The 20,623-nt window shown below is 49.8% G+C and carries 16 protein-coding genes; 8 read left to right on the top strand and 8 right to left on the bottom strand.

Going from position 1 to position 20,623, the window contains the following annotated elements; translation table 11 throughout:
- The first annotated feature begins 355 nt into the window (after positions 1 to 355).
- Entirely contained in the window at positions 356 to 1,285 is a 930-nt protein-coding gene (locus ACQSGY_RS18130) for a response regulator (RefSeq protein WP_427179804.1), read from the top strand.
- A 234-nt stretch (positions 1,286 to 1,519) separates the two neighbouring features.
- Here ACQSGY_RS18130 and ACQSGY_RS18125 read toward each other — a convergent pair whose 3' ends face one another.
- Entirely contained in the window at positions 1,520 to 1,696 is a 177-nt protein-coding gene (locus tag ACQSGY_RS18125; RefSeq protein WP_184180850.1) for an aspartyl-phosphate phosphatase Spo0E family protein, read from the bottom strand.
- 363 nt (positions 1,697 to 2,059) lie between these two features.
- A complete protein-coding gene (locus ACQSGY_RS18120; RefSeq protein ID WP_427179612.1) occupies positions 2,060 to 7,258 on the bottom strand; it encodes a fibronectin type III domain-containing protein in 5,199 nt (1,732 codons plus the stop codon).
- A 492-nt stretch (positions 7,259 to 7,750) separates the two neighbouring features.
- On the opposite strand from ACQSGY_RS18120, the gene ACQSGY_RS18115 reads away from it, so the two are divergent.
- Both ACQSGY_RS18115 and ACQSGY_RS18110 read left to right on the top strand, forming a co-directional pair.
- Positions 7,751 to 8,374 (top strand): acetate uptake transporter, encoded by a 624-nt coding sequence (locus ACQSGY_RS18115; RefSeq protein WP_111273656.1) that lies wholly within the window; start codon positions 7,751 to 7,753, stop codon positions 8,372 to 8,374.
- Positions 8,375 to 8,623: 249 nt separating this feature from the next.
- Positions 8,624 to 9,136, top strand: a complete 513-nt coding sequence (locus tag ACQSGY_RS18110) for an acyl-CoA thioesterase (protein WP_110899134.1) — start codon at positions 8,624 to 8,626, stop codon at positions 9,134 to 9,136.
- A 27-nt stretch (positions 9,137 to 9,163) separates the two neighbouring features.
- On the opposite strand, the gene ACQSGY_RS18105 is transcribed toward ACQSGY_RS18110, so the two are convergent.
- Both ACQSGY_RS18105 and ACQSGY_RS18100 read right to left on the bottom strand, forming a co-directional pair.
- Positions 9,164 to 10,240 carry an anthranilate phosphoribosyltransferase gene (locus ACQSGY_RS18105; RefSeq protein WP_427179611.1) on the bottom strand — a complete coding sequence of 359 codons (1,077 nt, stop codon included), beginning with the start codon at positions 10,238 to 10,240 and terminating at the stop codon, positions 9,164 to 9,166.
- A 19-nt stretch (positions 10,241 to 10,259) separates the two neighbouring features.
- Positions 10,260 to 10,853, bottom strand: coding sequence for an ANTAR domain-containing response regulator (locus tag ACQSGY_RS18100; RefSeq protein WP_427179609.1), 594 nt, complete (start codon positions 10,851 to 10,853; stop codon positions 10,260 to 10,262).
- A 604-nt stretch (positions 10,854 to 11,457) separates the two neighbouring features.
- Here ACQSGY_RS18100 and nirB point away from each other — a divergent pair.
- The 3 genes from nirB to cobA all read left to right on the top strand — a co-directional run bounded on the left by nirB (position 11,458) and on the right by cobA (position 15,099).
- Positions 11,458 to 13,899 (top strand): nitrite reductase large subunit NirB, encoded by a 2,442-nt coding sequence (nirB, locus tag ACQSGY_RS18095; RefSeq protein ID WP_427179607.1) that lies wholly within the window; start codon positions 11,458 to 11,460, stop codon positions 13,897 to 13,899.
- Between the two features lie 19 nt (positions 13,900 to 13,918).
- Positions 13,919 to 14,236, top strand: a complete 318-nt coding sequence (gene nirD, locus ACQSGY_RS18090; protein WP_111273660.1) for a nitrite reductase small subunit NirD — start codon at positions 13,919 to 13,921, stop codon at positions 14,234 to 14,236.
- A gap of 92 nt (positions 14,237 to 14,328) precedes the next feature.
- Positions 14,329 to 15,099, top strand: coding sequence for a uroporphyrinogen-III C-methyltransferase (cobA, locus tag ACQSGY_RS18085; RefSeq protein WP_427179802.1), 771 nt, complete (start codon positions 14,329 to 14,331; stop codon positions 15,097 to 15,099).
- Between the two features lie 86 nt (positions 15,100 to 15,185).
- Here cobA and ACQSGY_RS18080 read toward each other — a convergent pair whose 3' ends face one another.
- Positions 15,186 to 15,824, bottom strand: coding sequence for a TetR/AcrR family transcriptional regulator (locus ACQSGY_RS18080; RefSeq protein ID WP_289376478.1), 639 nt, complete (start codon positions 15,822 to 15,824; stop codon positions 15,186 to 15,188).
- Positions 15,825 to 16,021: 197 nt separating this feature from the next.
- Between ACQSGY_RS18080 and ACQSGY_RS18075 the strand changes: the two genes are divergently transcribed.
- Positions 16,022 to 16,789 carry an SDR family NAD(P)-dependent oxidoreductase gene (locus tag ACQSGY_RS18075; RefSeq protein WP_111273663.1) on the top strand — a complete coding sequence of 256 codons (768 nt, stop codon included), beginning with the start codon at positions 16,022 to 16,024 and terminating at the stop codon, positions 16,787 to 16,789.
- 123 nt (positions 16,790 to 16,912) lie between these two features.
- A complete protein-coding gene (locus ACQSGY_RS18070; RefSeq protein WP_427179604.1) occupies positions 16,913 to 17,050 on the top strand; it encodes a hypothetical protein in 138 nt (45 codons plus the stop codon).
- A 506-nt stretch (positions 17,051 to 17,556) separates the two neighbouring features.
- Here ACQSGY_RS18070 and ACQSGY_RS18065 read toward each other — a convergent pair.
- The 3 genes from ACQSGY_RS18065 to ACQSGY_RS18055 form a co-directional block, all read right to left on the bottom strand.
- Positions 17,557 to 17,844: a hypothetical protein gene (locus tag ACQSGY_RS18065; protein WP_427179603.1), complete on the bottom strand. Its 288-nt coding sequence runs from the start codon at positions 17,842 to 17,844 to the stop codon at positions 17,557 to 17,559.
- Positions 17,845 to 18,035: 191 nt separating this feature from the next.
- Positions 18,036 to 19,541 (bottom strand): sensor histidine kinase, encoded by a 1,506-nt coding sequence (locus tag ACQSGY_RS18060; RefSeq protein ID WP_427179601.1) that lies wholly within the window; start codon positions 19,539 to 19,541, stop codon positions 18,036 to 18,038.
- On the bottom strand, positions 19,541 to 20,218 hold the full coding sequence (locus ACQSGY_RS18055; protein ID WP_427179599.1) for a response regulator transcription factor: 678 nt from the start codon (positions 20,216 to 20,218) through the stop codon (positions 19,541 to 19,543). Before ACQSGY_RS18055 ends, ACQSGY_RS18060 begins: the two co-directional genes overlap by 1 nt.
- Between the last annotated feature and the right edge of the window lie 405 nt (positions 20,219 to 20,623).

Here is a 20,623-nt window from a genome sequence, read left to right as displayed (position 1 = left end):
TTTGCAACATTTTGCACAATTTCGGAAACAGACTAATGCATGTTACTTATACTACAATTGCATCTACTGAAAACGACAAATACCTACATGATTACTGCACATTTTTTTCAAAAACGATCCTCTCTTATCCAGTCATTGTCATTTAAGCTAACATGTCAGCTTCTATGCAGAAAAGCGGGGAGGAAGTATGATAGAAGTAGCGTTCACGTGCGTGCTGGAGATACATCGGATGAACCGTGAACCGACATAATGGAACATCAAACATGAGATGAAAACAGCGGGATATACCGCGTGACCATATAACATCTTATCTCGGGATCAACGAGACCATATGGAAGGAAAGGACTTGAAACTTATGCGTTATTTTATCGTGGACGATGATGCAGGGATTCGTTCGATGCTGACGGACATCATCGAGGATGAAGCATTGGGTGATATTGCCGGGGAAGCCGAGGACGGGGCACATGTGCATGCAGAATTACTGGAACTGCATAAGGTGGACGTGCTGCTTATTGATCTGCTGATGCCGCAGCAGGACGGGATTGAAACCGTACGTGCGCTCGCAGGGAAATTCAAGGGCAAGATTGTGATGATCTCACAGATTGAGTCTAAACATATGATTGGGGAGGCCTACTCTCTTGGCATTGAGTATTATATTACGAAGCCGATTAACCGGCTGGAGATTCTTTCGGTGCTGCGGCTGGTGGAGGAACGCTTGCGGATGCAGCAGTCCATCGCTGACATTCAGCGCACGCTTCAGGGGCTGTCGGGATTGCAGTCTGGGGAGCGCAAGCAGGCGCACGAGCCGGACAAAACGATTGCTACCGCAGGTCATTTCCTGCTGTCCGAGATGGGCATGATCGGCGAAGCTGGGAGCCGCGATCTGCTCGATATGCTGGAATATCTGGAGCTGCTGGAGACGGACGAGCATAAGCTGTCACCGTACACGTTCCCGTCGCTCAAAGACATTTTTCAGAACGTGGCTCAGCGCAAGCTGGGGCAGGATGCAACGGCGGCCGATGTGACAAAAGAAGTGAAGGCTGCGGAGCAGCGGGTCCGCAGGGCGATATTCCAAACACTCAGCCACGTCGTATCACTCGGGTTAACGGACTACACGCATCCAAAATTCGAGAACTACGCATCCAAGTTTTTTGACTTTACCGAGATTCGCAAAAAGATGCTGGAGCTGCAAAACAACGTAGAGCCTTCCTTGTCCCAAACACGCATCAATACGAAAAAGTTCGTGCAGGTGTTATATCTGGAGGCCAAGCGCATGCTTCATTAATTATTAAAAAGCAGCTTATCTCAGGGCGGCGGCAGCCGCTGTTAACTGGTTCTCTGATAGACAAAAAGGGCATGATCGATCCGCCGACAAGATTCACCTCGTGCTTGCTTCGAGGTGAACCCTTTCGGTGGTCGTCATGCCCTTCTGTTGGTGTAATCATCCTGTACGACCCAAGCCATACATTTCGATAAGTACTGTATTGTTATTTATATTTATTTCCCATCCAATTCGCTTTCACGTTCGCGTCTGAGTCCGGGATATCCGATTATATTCATTAATTAATTCATCCAGCGCCATTGACTGTCGAATGACATCAGGATGTCCAAGCCCGCCCTTATTGCGCTCTACCAGCTTATGAAGGTTATGCCTGGCCTTTTCTATTTTATTTTTCAAATCCAAACTCATAACCATGGCCCCTGATACCTCCTTCATTTGTGATACATTGTAGTGTTTCCTGTCAATCTGCAACTGGATTAACATATGGCATAGGAGACATGGATGTTTTGTATGCTTCTCCATATTTTGAGAGGGCTAATTTCATTTTAATAGAGATTGGTGAAAAATACCAGATGTAACATAGCCTTGTCACATCTCTCTAATCATCTGTACGTCAAAAATCCGCAGACACATCGCCTCGAAGCAGTTTGTGTCGTAATTGTGTATTTTATGAAATACACAAAAAAGCACCCTTCCAATCTCAGACGCCATAACTTAAACCGACGCTCTTGATATGGAAAGATGCCCATGCATTACCCTAATATTAATTGGTCAACGTTATCGGGTAACGCTCACCCGCATCGGTTCACTTGTTGTTTTCCCACTTGTATTGATCCATTCCACCACATATTCGTATTCTCCGATTGCACGGTCCTTGATTTCGAACCGGGCTGTCTGTGCATTCGGTGAAGACACCGTGAGAGGCTGGCTATCCACCTCTGTACCATTCTCGTACAACCGATACGATGCTGCATTGGTACCCCACCACATATTCATTGTAATAGTATAGTTCCCATCTCCATCCCAATTGTCATGGGACAGTTCAGGCTTTGAGGGTGCAGCATCTCGAACGATAACCGTGAGCGGCTGACATGCCGTTGTGCCTTTAGCGTTTGTCAGCTCACACGTATACACATACGTACCATTGGCCCGCCCCTCAATGGAAGTGGAGGCCTTCTGTGCAGAAGGGGTGGATGCGGACAGCTTCTGAGTATCAAGCAATTTTCCGTTCTCATAAAGCTTATACTCCGTAGCATTGTTGCCCCACCACATATTCATCGTAATTGTATAATTCCCGTCACGGAGTCCGTTCCCGTGACCGTGATTGTCGGACAGAACAGGTGTCCCGGGTGCTCCCGCTGCCTGGTCACCTGCTGTAACAGTCACCTCTACAGCAGCTTCGGTGACCAGACCGACACCGTTCACTGCACGAGCTGTGAACATATGCTTGCCCGCAAGCCCGGTCAATGCGATCTCATCACCTTGCTGCACCGTCTCACCATCCCAAGTCAGCTCCAGACGTGCAATGCCCGATTCCAGATCTTCGGCCTTTACTTTGACCTGAAGCACCTCATCCTCACTCATCTGCTCCGCAGGCATACCTGTAATGACCGGAGGTGTCGTGTCTTCCGGCTCCTGCGGGCCGCCAACATAACGAATGCTCGGTGCTTTTGGCTGCTCCATACCAGCGCCAAGATAGAAGCTTGTATGCGGCGGCTGGTTGTAGGCCACATTTTGCCAAGCCACACCCAAACGATAGACCGGATCATGCATCAATGTGCGCAGACGCATCTCTGTCTCATCGATTGTGGTATAGATACGCAGCTCGGAGCTGTCCTGACTGCGCCAGATCACTTCCTCGCGCCAATCGCCAAACAAATCAGCTTGCAAGCTTGGATTGGCCTTGGTGCCATTGTTGGAAGCAGCACCCGCTGCCGTCAGCAGATTAATCGTAGTCTGATTCTCGTAGTCCCACTTGTCGATGCGAATACCGTCCTGCAATTCGCGCAGCAGATCACCGTCCCACCAGATGCCAAAGTTCGTGGAGGAAGGAATCTTTGTCGTGATTAGCTCTCCCTTGGCACTGTACAGCCCGGTAATCGGGATGTGCTGTTCGTTGGTAATGGTAGCAGCCCACACCTCTGCCCCAGGGTAATCAGGATCAATATCTGCCGCCATGCCGCGTCCAGTATCCATCCCTGTAAATACACCCCACAGCACCTCACCTGTAGCTGCATCACGCATCTCCATGCCATACTTCGAGCTTTTGTCCTCATGAACTCCGAATACTTCCAATCCCGGACGGGTCGGGTCAAGATTGCTAAGATGCATCGCGTCTCCGTGTCCCAGCCTAGTATTGTAGAGCGGTTTGCCATCATCGTCGATGGCCATCGCTCCAAACGTAATTTCATCCTTGCCATCCCCGTCTACATCGCCAACAGACAGGTTGTGATTCCCTTGACCTGCATATGATCCGTACCCCTCATCATTGGAATCAAAACGCCAGACCTGACTGAGCTTGCCATCCCGGAAATTATAGGATGCAAGCACGGTGCGTGTATAGTATCCACGGCTGAACATCGCACTCGGATGCTCCCCGTCCAGATAGGCTACAGCCGCAAGGAAACGGTCTACCCGGTTGCCATATCCGTCACCCCAGGAAGCAACGTCACCGCGCGGCGGATCATAGTTCACCGTATCCAGTGCCGCCCCTGTCTCTCCATCAAATACCGTCAGGAATTCATCACCCAGTAGCACATACCCCGAGCTGTTGCGGTGATCTGCATTTGCATCTCCAATCACCTTGCCTTCGCCGTCGATCGTGCCGTCTGCCGTTCGCATCATCAGCTCAGCCCGGCCGTCTCCGTCAAAATCATAGACCAAAAATGGTGAATAATGTGCTCCGGCGCGGATGTTAGGGCCCATGTTAATACGCCAGAGCCGGGTTCCATCCAGCTTGTAGGCATCCATATACACAATGCCCGTAATGCCAGCCTGAGAGTTATCCTTGCCGTTATTAGGCGACCACACTAATACAATTTCGTACTCACCGTCTCCGTCCACATCACCTACACTGGCATCCCCGGCATAATAGGAATAGGGCTGCCCGTCTTTGGTATAGGCATCAGCAGGTTTCTGCAGTGGAACGGAAAGGTACTGCTCCTGCCATACTCCGAACTCCTTCGTTCCTGGCTTCTCCAGCCCATTTTCCACCGTCATTACACGGTATTTAGAGGTTTCTGTACCCTCCGCATCTGTATAATTGGTGCTGCCCGTTAACGGTTCTGTGTTGAGCTTCACCCCGTCACGATACAGATTAAATGCAATCGAGTCTGTATCCAGGCCAAGCATGCGCCAGCCAATGTAATTGCCCTGTTCCGTTTGCACCGCAACCGGGGCCCGATCCAAATACTCCATCGCCCGGTTCAGCGTTGTTGCCGCCGGAGTTTCAAGCGCACTGGACAACTCGGACACACCGCCCGCGTTCACTGAGGCAACTTTATAGTAATAAGGAATCGTACTAAGAATGGAAGAGTCCTTATACAACGTTTCCTTGGTACGACCGATCATCTCGTAAGGTCCATCCAGCTTTTTGGCACGGTAAATCTGGTAAAAACGTGCTCCTGCAGCTTCACTCCATGTGAAGGTCACATCATTTTTGTTTATTTCCTGCATGCTCAGGCCGGAAGGCACTTCCGCCTTCATGACGCTTGGATCAACGGTAGATACACTCAGCGCATTGGACGCCAGTGATTCTGTACCTGTCTGATCCACAGCCGTCACCGTGTAGACATAGTCCATGCCCAGTTCAACCTGTTGATCTGTATACGTCGGTGTGTCCACGGTAGCCAGTAATTCCGGCTTGGCAGCTCCCGCAGATTGACGATAGACCTTATACTGTACGTCTCCTGCAGCTACATCCCAGGATAACACCGCACGAATTGGGTCGCTATCCAGATCAAGGTCATCCAGTTTAAGCTGCGAAGGTGCCATAAACGTTGGTGTAATCTCCAAGCCGTTGAGATGTGCCGTTTGACCGCTAAACACCAGATTCATCTGACCATCCTGTACCTCAACCTGATTGATGACTTTTTCAGCTATATTTTGGGCACTTGAGGATACGGTCCCGTAATCCTTCCCCTCGATATTGATGTTGGTTCGAGCCGAGCCAATCCAGTCCCCAATATAAGCTTTGACCGAATAACTCCCGTTGGGCAGATCCACCTTGAACTCATAACTACCTCCAAAATAAATAACAAAATCACGGCGAAGCTCATCCGTGGCATTACCCCGGTCCCGATCTGCCATGTTCGCCGAAGAGGTCAAGCCGTATCCACGCTCTGACGTGTATAACGTGTTCCGATTCACTTCGCTGTACCCCTCTGCAACAGGGGAACCTACCGGGCCAAAGTCATAACGGTACGCAGCCGACTTCGTGGTGAAGCTCACTTCATCCGACGGCTCGGATTCGCCGCGACCATTCACTGCTGTTACACGTACCGTATAGGTCTCCCCTTCCGCAAGACCGGATAAGGTCATCGTTGGCACGGTTGCCGTTCCGGCAAGCTTATACGCAGATTCCGGCTCGGTGGATAACTTACGATAGATTTTGTAGATATCCGCCGCATTATCTGCCGTCCACTTCAACACAGCACCCGCATTGCTGATACTGCCCGCCTTCAGACCACTAGGCTTCGCCGGGACCTCAGCCGGCACGTCTGCATCCTTCACCGCGTCTGCCAGAGGAATATCCAGCTCACGCACCGCACCTGCGACCAGTCTGGCGATCTGGATGGCACCATACTCCTGAAAATGCGTATTGTCTGTCGCGCCATTAGGGAAAGCCTGATATATGCCTGGTGCCACATGCAGGAATACGGATAATGTAGCCTCTGGTCCGATCGAATCATAATATTCAATGCTGAGCCTGCTCAGATCAATCAGAAGCACGTTATTTTCACTGGCTACTTCCTTCGCGGCCTGCACATATTCAGGGAAGGAAACGTTGAATTTGCCCGTACTTGCATTAAAATCCCTGCGCCCCATCGGCGTCACCAGAATCGGCGTCGCCCCCCGCTGCCGCACACCGTCGATGTAGGTTTTCAGATATATTTTGTAATCGGCTGGCGAAGCGTAACGTTCCGGCACACTGATCGTGGCATCATTATGCCCGAATTGCACGAACAGGTAGTCTCCCGGACGAATCATTCTCAAAATCTCATCCAGGCGCCCTTGGAAAATAAACGATTTGGAGCTGCGCCCGCCAATGGAATGATTTTTGATTTCTACACTTTTATCAAAAAAGGAAGGAAACATCTGGCCCCAGCCCGCTTGCGGCTCCCAGTAAGGGTTGTAGGTCTGCATCGTGGAATCACCCGCCAGATACAGGGTAGGCTTGCTTCCAGCTTCACGTTCCGTCTGCTTCGTAATCACCAATGCATTCAGATTCGCTGCCGCACCTGAGAACACGAGATTCATCTGCCCGTCTACAAGAGCAAGATCGAAGCTCATCTCCAGATACTCACCTGCAGCCTTGCTGTTCAGCTGTACCTTATTCATGCTCTCCACATCAATGGCAATCTCTGTAGCTCCGGCAGCATCTCCTGCAATCAGCGAAACCGTGTAATCTCCATTGGGCAGATCCACGTTGAATTGCCCACCCGCAGCAAACGTTGCAAAATCAGACTTGATCGGATCACTGATTCCACGATCCTGCACAGTCACTTTGGAGACATCTGCGAAGCCATATCCTCGTTCTGAGGTATACGCTGTATCTGCATCTACACCCGTATAACCGTCCGCCACCGGGCCTGATCCAAAATCATAGCGATATACGGCATCCTCTGTAGCAGATGAATCCAGCTCCGCCGCGCGCGCCTCGGTCACACCGAACACAGAACCCCACCCCATACTAGACAAGGTAAACACGAATATAAGCAATATCAAGCCGAGCTGACGCATCTGTTTGACGATCATCAACACCCATCCCTTCGCTTCTTCATCATGGAATACAAATTGACTTTCCTGAGACACCCTCTCAAAGTAAGCGCTTGCAAAATAATCTGGAACTTGATATCTCTAGTATAGTTACTCCGGCAAGTAACCTTCTCCCTGTTTTCCGCTCACTCCCTTCTACCGCAATTCACACTGCGGTTCGTCAGATCATCAGCACCCGGATAGTGGATGTGATTTCCACTCGATACTAACCTTTATCCTCTGGGAATAACATGTAATTTTCCGTCTTTTTTCACCACAAACCCGATATCTTGCATCACCGTTCAACTGACTGTAATAGAAGTAACCGTTTTCGCGAGTTTCAGGTAATAAAATCCCTTTCCATAACCGGGGCATTCGGGTACAATAGGGCGATATGTGTGTCCGGGTCCGGCGGATGCCAACATGCAGTTCGAGGATAACCTATGCAGGTCTATCCTGCAGATTTGATATTATTGGAGGCTAATCAACACCATGCAAACCGAGTCACAGACTAAAGTCAAAATCATAAACGCCGATCCCAGCGCGATGGGATTATTTGGGCTGGCCATTGTAACCCTGGTCGCTTCGTCCCAAAAGCTAGGCCTTACCGAAGGGCTGAGCTACGCAATCCCATGGGCTATTTTCCTGGGCGCATTTGCTCAATTATTCGCATGTATTCAGGATTCCAAACGCAACAACACATTCGGTACCACCGCTTTTGGCGCGTATGCTTTCTTCTGGTTCGCCATGGGTGCTAACTGGATGATCAAAATGGGTGTGTTTGGCTCTACACTGGCTGAGCAGACCGATGGCAAGCAGCTTGGATTTGCTTTTGCCGGATATCTGATCTTCACCCTGTTCATGACGATCGGCGCTGTTGAAGCGAACAAAGTCCTGCTCATTATTTTCATTCTGATCGACTTCCTGTTCCTGGGTCTGACCTTTGACGCTTTCGGCGTAGCACCGCACATCTTCCACACCATTGCAGCATACGCCGAGATGGCGATTGGCATTGTGTCCCTGTACGGTACAGGTGCCTCCGTGCTGAATGCTCACTTTGGTTACACATTCCTGCCGATTGGCAAACCGTCCGGCATCTTCAGACCTAAGGCTTAATATACAGATTCAGCAATAACCGCCTGCGCGCCGGTCCGCGCCTGGCGGTTTTTTCTTGTAACGGAGCCCTGAAACACTTCATTTGAATATACATCTGACCGAAACCTATACTTAGGGAGAGTTGCTTTTCAATCTGGCCGTTCCCGCAGCAAGCAAAAAGGCTTCATGTTAGGCAGCACAGCAGCAGCGACCATACTGCAAGGAGGAAGAACAATGAGAGAGATACCGAAACCTACGGAGATGGATCAAGTGGAGAGAAAGTATGTACGTGAAACACGCTGCTTCAAAACCGCCCGGGTATTCCCGACAGATGTCAATAACCATAACACCTTGTTCGGCGGCAAGCTGATGTCCTATATTGATGATATCGCTTCGATTGCCGCATCCAAGCTGTGCCGGGTCAATACGGTTACGGCTTCAACCGACTCTGTCGATTTTCTGTACCCGATTAATCCAACCGATTCGGTAACATTGGAGTCATTCGCAACATGGACGGGACGCAGCTCCATGGAGATTTTTGTGAAGGTGATTCGCGAGGATCTGATGACGGGAGAGAAAAAGATTGCGGCAACGGCTTTTCTGACCTTTGTGGCCCTGGATGAAAATAACCGCAAATTGATCGTGCCCCGGATTATCCCGGAGACCGAGGAAGAAAGAAAATTGTACGAGACTGCTCCGGATCGGGCGGCCATGCGGAAAAAACGGCGGGAAGAGAGCAAAAAATTTGCTGACTTCCTGACCGTCTCCTATCCGTGGGAATAAACCGCACACTTGAACTGGACCGTACCCTCATCTGGATGATGCCGGATAGCTCGAGACCGCTCTGCTGTCCGGCAGCACTCCACCCATAGATACACACCACTGTTGATAAAGACGATATGCAGCCCCGTTGTCCAGAAGCTCCTTCGAAGCGTAAATCCCCTGCTCAATGGAAGGCACTCGCCCCGCAGCGTATAAACGGAACCCGGCATTAAGCAGCACCTGATTGACAAACGTAAGATGCCCATCGCCGCGCAGCACCTGCTCTGCCATCTGAACCTGCTTTGCCGCGGTCCAGTCCATCTCCGGTACGGGCATATCCAGTTCGTAGGCAGAAGGGTCTATCAGTTCCAGCTTCATTTCTCCGTCCTCCACGGCATATACACGTGTTGGCCGATCAATATACAGATCCTCCGACCCTTCCATGCCTTGAACCACGTAAGCACGTTTATACTCAAAGCGTGTGAGCAGCTTGGCGATTCGGTCAAGAAACGTATTATGAAATACACCAAATACGAGGTAAGATGACTTATTGTAATCAATCAATTTCTCGGCTGTATTCAGCACCGTTCGGAAACCAAGCTCCTCTCTTAAAGGACGAAGCCTGCCCAGCGGCTCACACCAGTCCTCCGACGAAACATACATTACCCCTGTACGAAGGGCGGCGCTCCGGGCATCTTCCCGGTTCATTCCGCGTATGTCCATTCCTGCTTCTCTTAATAATACAGGCAGCGTAACGCCCCACTTGGGCGGTAAAGGTTCACTGCCATGCAGCGTAACCGGCAGTCCGGCCGCCGCCAGCACAAAGGCTGCGGGATACGTCGCCATAAATGACTTGGTACGCCCGTCATATGGCCCTGCGCAGTCCAGACCATCCTGAAATACAGGCATTCGATCGGCGCTATTACGACAAGCATGCACAAAGGCTTCCAGCTCTTCAACATTCTCCATCTTCATCCGCTCAGCCATCAGAAAAGCCGCCGTCTGGGCAGGAGAGACTTCCTGATTCAAAATTTTCTCGGCTACAGCCAGCGCTTCTGCATAATTCAGATCACGCGAGCCGCGCTTGCCGCGCCCAACCTCTCGAAGGATATGAGGCATATCCATAGAGCATTCCCCTCTCTGATTAAGACTGGAGCAGTTGATGAGCCTTTACAATGGCAGTGGCTACATCAACCATCCGTTTGCGCTCATCCATCGCCTTTTTCCGCAGCAGATCGTAGGCTTCCGACTCGGATATTTGCTTCAGATCACACAAAATCGCCTTCGCCATATCGATCCACTTCCGATCCTCAAGCCGGGACTGCAGCTGCTTTCGCTCCTGCTCCCACTGCTTGCGCTCCATGTAACGCCTCGCCGCAAAATGCAGTGTCCAATGTATCTCCGGTCCAGTCATGGATGGTGTAAGTATCCCGTCAAACGAGGTCTCCACTTCACAAACCTCTAGCGAAGAAGAGGCCGTATCGGGAGCGCACCACCAGAGCAGCGGAGCATCTGATTTCCCCTTTCCCAGGCAGTTCACCCAGTAGGTCACATCTGCAAGAGACAGATGCAGTATCGAGGCTTCCGCTTCACGGGCCAGCTTTGCCACCTCTTGTTCACGATCTGTGACCTGTACATGATAACCATTCGCTCCCAGCACCCTCTCTGGTGTCAATGGGATCTCACCCGGCGAATCAGCTGCAATGGGTTGTACACGGATGACCAATATGGATCGCATGATAGATCAATCCCTCCCTATATTTATCCACCGTCAGTACATTTCTATTTAACACATTAACACGGAAAAGTAATTTGCTAAATGAGACCACAGTTATGTTATGTTACCTAACAAAAATATATAAGTTTCTCTGGTCCACTCTCTAATCATGCTATGGAATATACATACCATTTCGGCTCTGCTTTTTTTATAGTTCGTCGTTCATCATTACAGTTAGAGAGTGTGGTGAAAAGCGAATGATTGCTGTGCACACAGCCGTTTATGATTGAGACAGCGGACCCGATATTCCGATTCGGACTTCCAATAAACTCATGTAAACATAATTAACTTCAAATTTCAAATACTTTTTTATGTTAACTATATTGACATGTATTAAGCCGTATTTTATAGTTAACCCATAACAACTCCATAAATTTCGATCACAGTTACAATGGCGTAGCTGGTGGAAACGGCAATGAAGCCTGTTTTGCAATCTCGGATAATAGGGATGCGTATGTTTATACGCAGTCCTCCGGGGCATGACAGGCTTTTTCGATTTTTCAAGAACGTGTTCGGGCAGGTAAACATGCAGTATGTAGAAATGGAACCAAGGGGGTTAATCACAATGAGTACAATGAAAAAACTGGTGCTGGTCGGCAATGGCATGGCGGGAATCCGTACCATTGAGCATATTCTGAAGCTTGCTCCACATGCGTATGAGATTACTGTGTTTGGTGCAGAGCCGCATCCGAACTACAATCGGATCATGCTGTCCTCCGTGCTGGCTGGCGGAACGTCCATTGAAGATATTGTCATCAACGATTGGAGCTGGTATGCAGATAACGGCATTCAGGTCTATCCAGGGGACCCGGTGGTGCAGATTGATTCGGAGCGCAAAGAGGTTGTATCCCGGAATGGCGTGCGCGCAACCTATGATGAGTTAATTCTGGCGACAGGTTCACAGGCATTCATTCTACCGCTCCCCGGTGCCCAGAAAGAAGGCGTGATCGGTTTCCGTGATATTCAGGACTGTGAAACGATGATGACTGCATCACAGAAATATCGCAAGGCTGCTGTCATTGGTGGGGGTCTGCTCGGCCTTGAGGCCGCTCGCGGACTGCTGAACTTGGGTATGGACGTTACCGTCATTCATATCAACGGACATCTGATGGACCGCAATCTCGATCTGCCGGCAGGCTTGATGCTCCAGCGAGAGCTTGAAGCGCAGGGTATGAAGTTTCTTTTGAATAAACATACGGAAGAGATCACGGGCAAAGGCCGGGTCAAAGCCCTTCGTTTCACAGATCAAACGGTGCTCGAAGCTGATCTGGTTGTTATGGCTGTTGGTATCCGTCCTCAGATTGAGCTGGCTCGGAACAGCGGTCTTGAGGTGAACCGCGGTGTCATTGTAGATGATTACATGCGGACCAGTGCACCAGGCATTTCGGCTGTCGGCGAGTGTGCAGAGCATCGCGGAATTGCATATGGACTTGTAGCTCCGCTGTATGAACAAGGTATGGTGCTCGCCAAACGTCTCGCGGGTGCGCCAACAGAAGGATACGAGGGCTCTGTTACCTCGACCAAGCTGAAGGTATCGGGGGTCGATGTATTCTCCGCAGGACAATTCAAGGATTCTCCCGATACACGCAGCATCCGCATTCAGGATGATGTAGATGGAGTATACAAAAAGTTGGTGATGAAGGACGGCCAATTAATTGGTGCCGTATTGTTTGGGGATACAACCGATGGAGCCTCCCTGTTCTCTCTCATCAAAAGCGGCGAGAATATTAGCGGACGAGAGAAAGAAATTCTGCTCGGTATGCCTTCAAGCGGCTCAGGTGCTGGTCCGTCTGCAGCAGAACGTACGGCGGCCATGCCGGATGACGAAATCATCTGCGGCTGTAACGGTGTGACCAAGGCGGCGATCGGTGATGCCGTGCTGAATAAGGGCTGCAATACGGTTGGAGCCATCAAATCCTGCACCAAGGCGTCGGCCTCCTGCGGAGGCTGCAAACCAATTGTCGAATCGCTGCTGACCTACTATGCAGGCGATAATGTCGGGGAACAGACCAAAGAAGGGATCTGTGGCTGCACCTCGTACGACCGGGATGAGATTGTCGCACAGATCAAGGAGATGGGATTGAAGACCGTCAAGGAAGTGATGAATGTGCTTGGCTGGGAGGAGCCTGAAGGCTGCTCCAAATGCCGCCCTTCCCTCAACTACTACCTCGGTATGATCTGGCCGACCGAATACGAGGATGAACGTGCATCCAAATTCACCAATGAGCGTTATCACGCCAACATTCAGAAGGATGGCACATATTCCGTCATTCCGCGCATTTATGGCGGTGTAACTTCTCCGGCAGAACTCATCAAGATCGCAACCGTCGCAGAGAAGTATGACGTGCCGATGGTTAAATTCACAGGCGGACAGCGACTCGATCTGCTTGGCGTACAGAAGGAGAATCTGCCGAAGATATGGGAAGAGCTTGATATGCCGTCCGGGTTCGGATATGGCAAGGCGCTGCGAACCGTCAAGACCTGTGTAGGGAATACGTTCTGCCGCTTCGGTACACAGGATTCCATCGAAATGGGCATACGTCTGGAGAAAAAACTCGATAAAATGGTTGCTCCGGCCAAAGTAAAACTGGCTGTCTCTGGATGCCCGCGGAACTGTGCCGAGGCAACAATCAAGGATCTGGGTGTTGTCGCCATTGACGGAGCATGGGAGCTTCACGTCGGGGGCAACGGCGGTGTGAAGGTTCGCGCAGCCGAGCTGCTGTGTACGGTGAAAACGGATGCCGAGGTGGAAGAGTGGACCTATGCATACCTGCAATATTATAGAGAGAATGCAAGATGGAATGAGAGAACGGCGGCCTGGATTGAACGGGTAGGATTGGATCATGTGAAGCAGGCACTCGCTGACCGGGAGGTACGTCTTGCCCTCGTGGAACGGCTGGAAGTGACACTGGGTCACACGGTCGATCCTTGGAAGGAAATTATTGAAGACGAGAAGCTGCGCAAAAACTTCACTCCGCTGTCCGGCGCAGAACCGGTGGCCCACTAGAAGAGGAGGAGGAACAGCGATGAAGAAATTCCGAATTGGACATCTGGCCGATATTGATGAAAAGGGAGCAAGAACCTTCCTCGTACAGGATACGGAAATTGCGGTTTTCAAACTGAGTGATGGCAGCCTGCACGCTGTCGAGAATCGCTGCCCTCACAAGGGCGGCAAGCTGTCGGAAGGCATGGTATGCGGCACGGCGGTTCACTGCCCGCTACATGACTGGAAAATCGATCTTCGCAGCGGCAAAGTACATGAACCGGATGATGGATGTCTGAATACGTATCCGACTGAAGTGGATGGAAACAGCGGTGACATCTACGTATTGATCGCTGGATAACGAACTGGGTAAAGGTCTGAGATAGGTTTACTTACGACAAGAGAAGAAAGAGGGTGTGCGCTATGAGGCCCGCTGCAGGTGAAAGCAAGGTGATGAACCGGGGTAGGGTCAGTATTATTGGCGCTGGACCTGGAGATCCCGAACTGATTACGGTAAAAGCACTGAAACGCATTCAGGCAGCCGATGTCATATTATATGATCGGCTTGTCAGTGATGCCCTGCTTGCTGAAGCTAGGGAGAATGCCCTTTGCATCTACTGCGGCAAAGCTCCGGGTCTTCATTCCATGAGTCAGGAGATGATCGGACGTATGCTTGCCTCCCATGCTGCTGAAGGAAAACAAGTAGTCCGTCTCAAAGGCGGTGATCCATTCATTTTTGGCCGCGGCGGAGAAGAAGCGCTCGTCTTGGCTTCCTCCGGTATCCCATACGAAATCATCCCGGGCATCACCTCGGCAGTGGGGGCCTCCGCCTCCTCACTGATTCCGTTGACACATCGCGGAGCAGCATCTTCCTTCGCTTGTGTAACAGGCACTGGCCGTGATGGATGTGTGTCCTCTGTCCGCTGGGACCTGCTTGCCCATAGCGTAGATACGCTGGTGATCTATATGGGGATCAGCCAGGTGCCGCAGATTCAGCGCGAGCTGCTCCTGCACGGTAAATCGGGGCATACCCCCGCAGCACTTATTGAGCGTGGAACCACAGCCGAGGAACGAATTGTCACCGGAACTTTGGCAGAACTGCACACTCTCGCCGTTACGCACCACATCACAAACCCGGCACTGATTATGATTAGCGAGTGCGTACTCGTCCGCGAACAGCTGCTTCAGATGCAACTGACGGCGAACGCTTCAATGACGGGTTGATCGACGGGATGTTCGAGGACATTCCACATACATCTTCTTCTACATTAGATTTCTCCGCTTCTACCTGCCTGTTCCCTGAACAGGAATTAATCCGACAGCATACGCTCGTGAACTGTCCGGCCCTTCTGCCCTGGCTCGATCAGCAGACGGGTCGGTTTGATGTTGATTAGAGCAGTCAGCTGTTCCCCCATATAATGTGCAGAATATTTAAATCCGACTTCCGCCCAGTGCATAATAACTCCCACCGTTGCCGAAACCAGATAACTTAACATAATGTCGTAATTGATCACTTGCTCACTATCTTCAGTTACCAGGATGAATTGTTGGGTCAGGTAACTTCGGAACACATTGTTGATCCTGAGCGCCATATCTCCATGCATCGTCATCAAAGCCCGGAATTGATCCTGATGTGCTTCAATATATTCAAATACCGGCATCGTTGAAGGAAGTACCCCGGTCATGTCTACCTCGGTGAGATTGGAGTAGGGTTCCGCATACGCTTGTCCCAACCCTTGCAGGAAATCATCCAGCAGGAATTGCAGCAGTTCGGGCTTGCCGGGAAAATGCAAATAAAAGGTACCCCGATTATAATCCGCCCGTTCCGTGATATCCCGGATCGTCAGGGCGTCGGCTCCCTTTTCCAATATTAATGAAACTGCCGCAGCGATAATCGCATCCTGTGTTCTTCGTGCTCTACGATCCTGAGGATGTTCAATAATCAACATTTTCGCCCCCTTTGTCTATTATTGTATCCTAAATGAACAACGCTTACATCTATGTTCAATAGCTGACATTTACGCTGTCAATGATTATTGTCACATGTTTATGTATATCTTAACATTAAGACAGGAACTAACAACGACAGGTTTTCTTCTTATGGAGATTACCTGCCCACTATATATTATAAGGAGACGATTCAATCATGAGTACATCCTATACACAAACCGCTGTGATTACAGGAGCTGCCGGAGGTATCGGTAAAGAGCTGGCACGCCGCCTGGCTGAACGCAAAATCAATCTGGTGCTGGTGGACTTGAACGAAGAAGCCATCGAGAAAACCATCGCGGAGCTGAATCTCGATAAAGAGCATGTCATTGCAGTGAAAGCTAATGTGTCCGACGAAGCAGACGTCAAAAATTATGTGCAAAAAGCACTGGATGCCTTTGGCCGCATTGATTATTTTGCCAACAATGCTGGCATTGAAGGACCAACCGGCCTGATTGAAGACCTGAGCGTTGAAGCACTCGACACCGTATACAATGTAAACATTCGCGGGGTATTCCTCGGTCTGCAGAACGTTATTCCTGTGATGAAAAAACAAAAATCCGGTGCGATTCTGAATACCTCTTCCCTGGCAGGTTTGATGGGTGCTCCGGCTGTATCTCCATATATTATGTCCAAACATGCCGTTGTTGGTCTCACTCGTACGGCAGCCAATGAGCTGGCGCCTTTCAATATTCGCGTGAACGCGGTACTGCCAGGCACTATCAATACTCGTATGATGCGCCAGATCGAAGCCAACTCCGGCAACGTGGAAGATTACCAATCGGCTACGGTAGCTGCCATCCCGATGGGCCGTTACGGCGAACCGGAGGAAGTGGCCGCTGTGATGAACTTCCTGCTGTCCGAGGACGCATCATATGTTACCGCATCTCTCTACACTGTTGATGGCGGTATGATGGGTCAATAATGGGTTAGCTTAAGTAACAGCGTAATGGACACGGATGTGGGCGCAGTGCAGGTGGGCTGGACATGGAAACTATGCATTTGGTTATAGTAGCCCGATTGTAGTCGCAGTATCACATCCTTACGTGTGCGTGTGCGTGTGCGTGTGCGTGTGCGTGTGCGTGTGCGTGTGCGTGTGCGTGTGCGTGTGCGTGTGCGTGCAAAAGTATACAGGCACGGGACAAATTCGCAACAAAAACCTGCGGGCATGCGCACCTTATACTAAAAGACCTCATCAATCACGATCAAGGGAAAGCTCCCCTTGTGTGGAGTTGAGGTCTTTTCATGTATGTGCCCATTTGTTGTCTTGTTATCTTGCAATCGCTCGATTGAATGGGTTAGCTGGACACCCCGCATGTCGCTAACGATTCCCAGAAACCTTATTTGCTCCATTTGAGCACATTTCTAATTCTAACGATTCCCAGAAGCGCTATTTCGTCTAAAAGGCTGCTTTTCACCCGAAAAACACCCTCAAACTCCAAAATAACGTTTCTCCAGATCGTTACATTTTGGAATGCTCGTAAATCACCCAAATAACGTCGCTCAAGATCGTTAGAATTCAGGACGGCACCGAAAACGCAAAACTGAAGTAACCAATAACTTGAGTTCTCTTGCCTCCTGTTACTCTAAACGTTACTGCTTACGTTACTGCTTACGTTACTGCTTCCTGTTACTCTCTAATGATGTCACTCTCGAATGCTACTCCGTAACATCACCTTACTTTCCCTCAGCCTAGTCCACGTATCCTGCGTGGCCCTTCTCCATCAGATAGTCCATCTCTGCATCCAAAATACTCTCAACGGTCAGCTCGTCAAGCTTCACATCTTTGCGGCTCAAAATGTAATCCGCCAGATCGTCGCCGTCAATATCGACATCTTTGCCTTTTGTATTCTCATGCGCCTTGTTAATGTAAGCTTGCTCATGCTTCAGGACAAGCTCAATGTTAGCCTTGCTCGCCTTTGTTTTGTCCGCGATATATTGCAGCATTTCCTGCTCATTAATTGCGTTGGTGTCTGCCACGTATGCTCATCTCCTTGGTTATCCTTCTTGCTGTCATTGTAGCATAGGTTATCCCATTACGGGCAGAAGTTATGCCCGGCCTTTTGCAGCAACCCTGTATTACAGTCTGCTCATTCAGCCAGTACCTCAGCTTTTTAGAACATTGGAACATTAGAGACATCATTTTTCAACGTAATCAGCAGGATCACTGTCTAGGATAATCGCACATAAAACGAAGCGCCTTCGCCTACCACACTTTTGGCGTAAATCTCTCCCTTATGCTGCTCAACGATTGAACGGGCAATCGCCAGCCCCAGACCGTGCCCGCCATGTTTGCGTGCTCTGGAGGAATCCGTGCGATAGAATCGGTCAAAGATACGGTCCAGATGCTCCGGTGCAATGCCCTCCCCCGTATTGAAGACGGTCAGCATAACGTCATGATTCAGCTTCTGAAGTGTCACATTCACAGATCCTTTGGGGCCGGAATATTTCACAGCATTATCGAGCAGAATCAGAATAACCTGTTTAATCTGCTCCCGGTTACCATGAACGTTCAGATCGGGCTCAATATTATAATCGAGAGAAATGTTTTTTTCGAAAATAACAGCCTCCATCGGCAAAATAATACTTTCGACCGCATCGCTCATATTAAACGTGGTGTGAATCAGGTTGGAACGCGAATCATCCATCTGAGTCAGATACAGCAGATCATTCGTTAATCCAGACATACGCTCGGTTTCCGATTTGATATAATGCAGCCATTTCGCCTGACTTTCAATCGTCTCCTCCTGATTCGCCAGCAATACATCCGTATTCGTATTAATGATCGCCAGCGGTGTCTTCAACTCATGTGATGCATCAGCGATGAATTGTTTCTGTTTCTCAAACGCTTCACGCACAGGTGCAATTGAACGGTTCGCAAAATAACGGCTAAGGAAATAAATCACAATTAGCATAGCCAGCCCAACCACTGCAAAGGTATAGATCAAATTGGTCAGAATCCCCTGCTGTGCTGTCACATCCATAAACACAATCATATACCCCTCACCGCTTGGATCAACGACATAGGCCCAATCCGTGCCATCCAAGGCAAACTGATCGGTTTTCCGCTCCCCTTCGGTGACGAGGCTTCGATCGACCTTCTGTAACGCTTCCTTATAAAAGCTATCTTCCATATCAAACCGCGAGTGAGTGCCTGTAATATTCCACTGATCATCGGTTTGAATCATAAAAGAAACCGACCGGGCCGGAGGTGCGTTCAGATCTCCACCCGGCCCTGGATTGCCGCCGAATTCGCCGCCGGCCTTGCCCCCGTTTCCACCTCTACCTGCAGAAGATGGCATAGCGCCCGATGGGGAATCCGTTCCTGAACCAGTACCGGGACCGGAGCTTTCAACTGAGCCTGATGTTGATCCCGAAGCGCCAGTGCCTGTTCCTGTACTTGTGCCTCTCTCTGCGCTCGTGTCCGCATTAGAACCTGCAGCCGAACTTGCTCCCGAGCCTGATCCGCCGCCATGCCCATCTCCCCGCGGGATCTGGGAACCCATCGGACTATAAGGACTATGATAGAAATCGGACACCTTATAAAGCTCCATATTCGTTTCACGCTGCACATTCTGGTACGTGATGGTGTAGATCGTAATAAAAGCGACCAGCATCATGATTGAGATCGAAACCAGATTAACAATCAGGAACCGGTTGCGGAGTTTCTTAAACATCAGCTCGTCACCTCAAGTACGTACCCCACACCCCGAATCGTATTAATGCGAACAGCTGAATTCAGGAAGGTTAGTTTTTTGCGCAAAAAGGAGATATAGACCTCCACGTTGTTATACTCCACATCGGAGTCAAATCCCCACAGCTTCTCAATGATCTGCTCTTTGGAGGTAATCGCCTGTTTACGGGTAATCAGCAGCTCCAGCAGCTCATTTTCCTTCAGATTCAGCTTGATTTCTTTGTCCTGTACACTTAGCTTCAGCTGAGTTGTGTTCAGCTCTATATCGCCAAATCTCAATCCATCCTCAGGGACTACCTCCCCCTTACGTCTCAAGGCCGCCCGAATACGGGCGAGCAATTCTTCTGTGGCAAATGGCTTTGCAATATAATCATCAGCGCCGTAATCGAGACCAGATACCTTGTCCGACAGCTCTCCCTTGGCTGTAAGCAAAATAACTGGCGTATGGTTTCCTTCACTACGCAGCGTTTTCAGCACGCTAATGCCATCCATCTCCGGCATCATGATGTCCAGCAGCAACAGGTCATAGATGCCGCTTTGCGCATAATCCAGCCCGGATCTGCCGTCGTGGACCATGTCCACGGAATAGTTGTTTTTTTTCAAAATCTGTGAGACCGCCTCTGCCAAATGAACCTCATCTTCTGCAATTAAAATTCTCATGATCTATTCATTCCTCTGCTTGAGTTATTATTTATTGTTCTGCTGAAACTTCCGTGGCTACACCTTTCACGAATACCCTGCACATCAGGGATGCTCCGGTGCTTTGTTACATTCAGTTTGTATGTTCTTATTCTACCAAGTAAACCTTGAATCAACCTTAATATATTTATCGTGTGCAGCTATTAGATAAGTTGAATTATTCTTTTACACGTGAACGGAGAGGGCAGAAAAAACCTGAAAAAGCGAAGCGTTCGCCTTTATCACCGGATTTTTCCCTTTGGAGAAGGGAATCCAAAAAATCTGGGGATAACCGCTACTCTCCAGGTTATTCTGTCATCGGAGTGGACTGTGTAAAATCTTTAATTCAACTTACATAGATGAAGGAAAAGAAATGTTAACGGAATG

This window comes from Paenibacillus sp. TC-CSREp1 (genome assembly GCF_050171015.1).
GTDB classification, from domain to species: Bacteria; Bacillota; Bacilli; order Paenibacillales; family Paenibacillaceae; genus Paenibacillus; species Paenibacillus silvae.
This window is presented reverse-complemented; position numbering and strand designations above follow the sequence as displayed.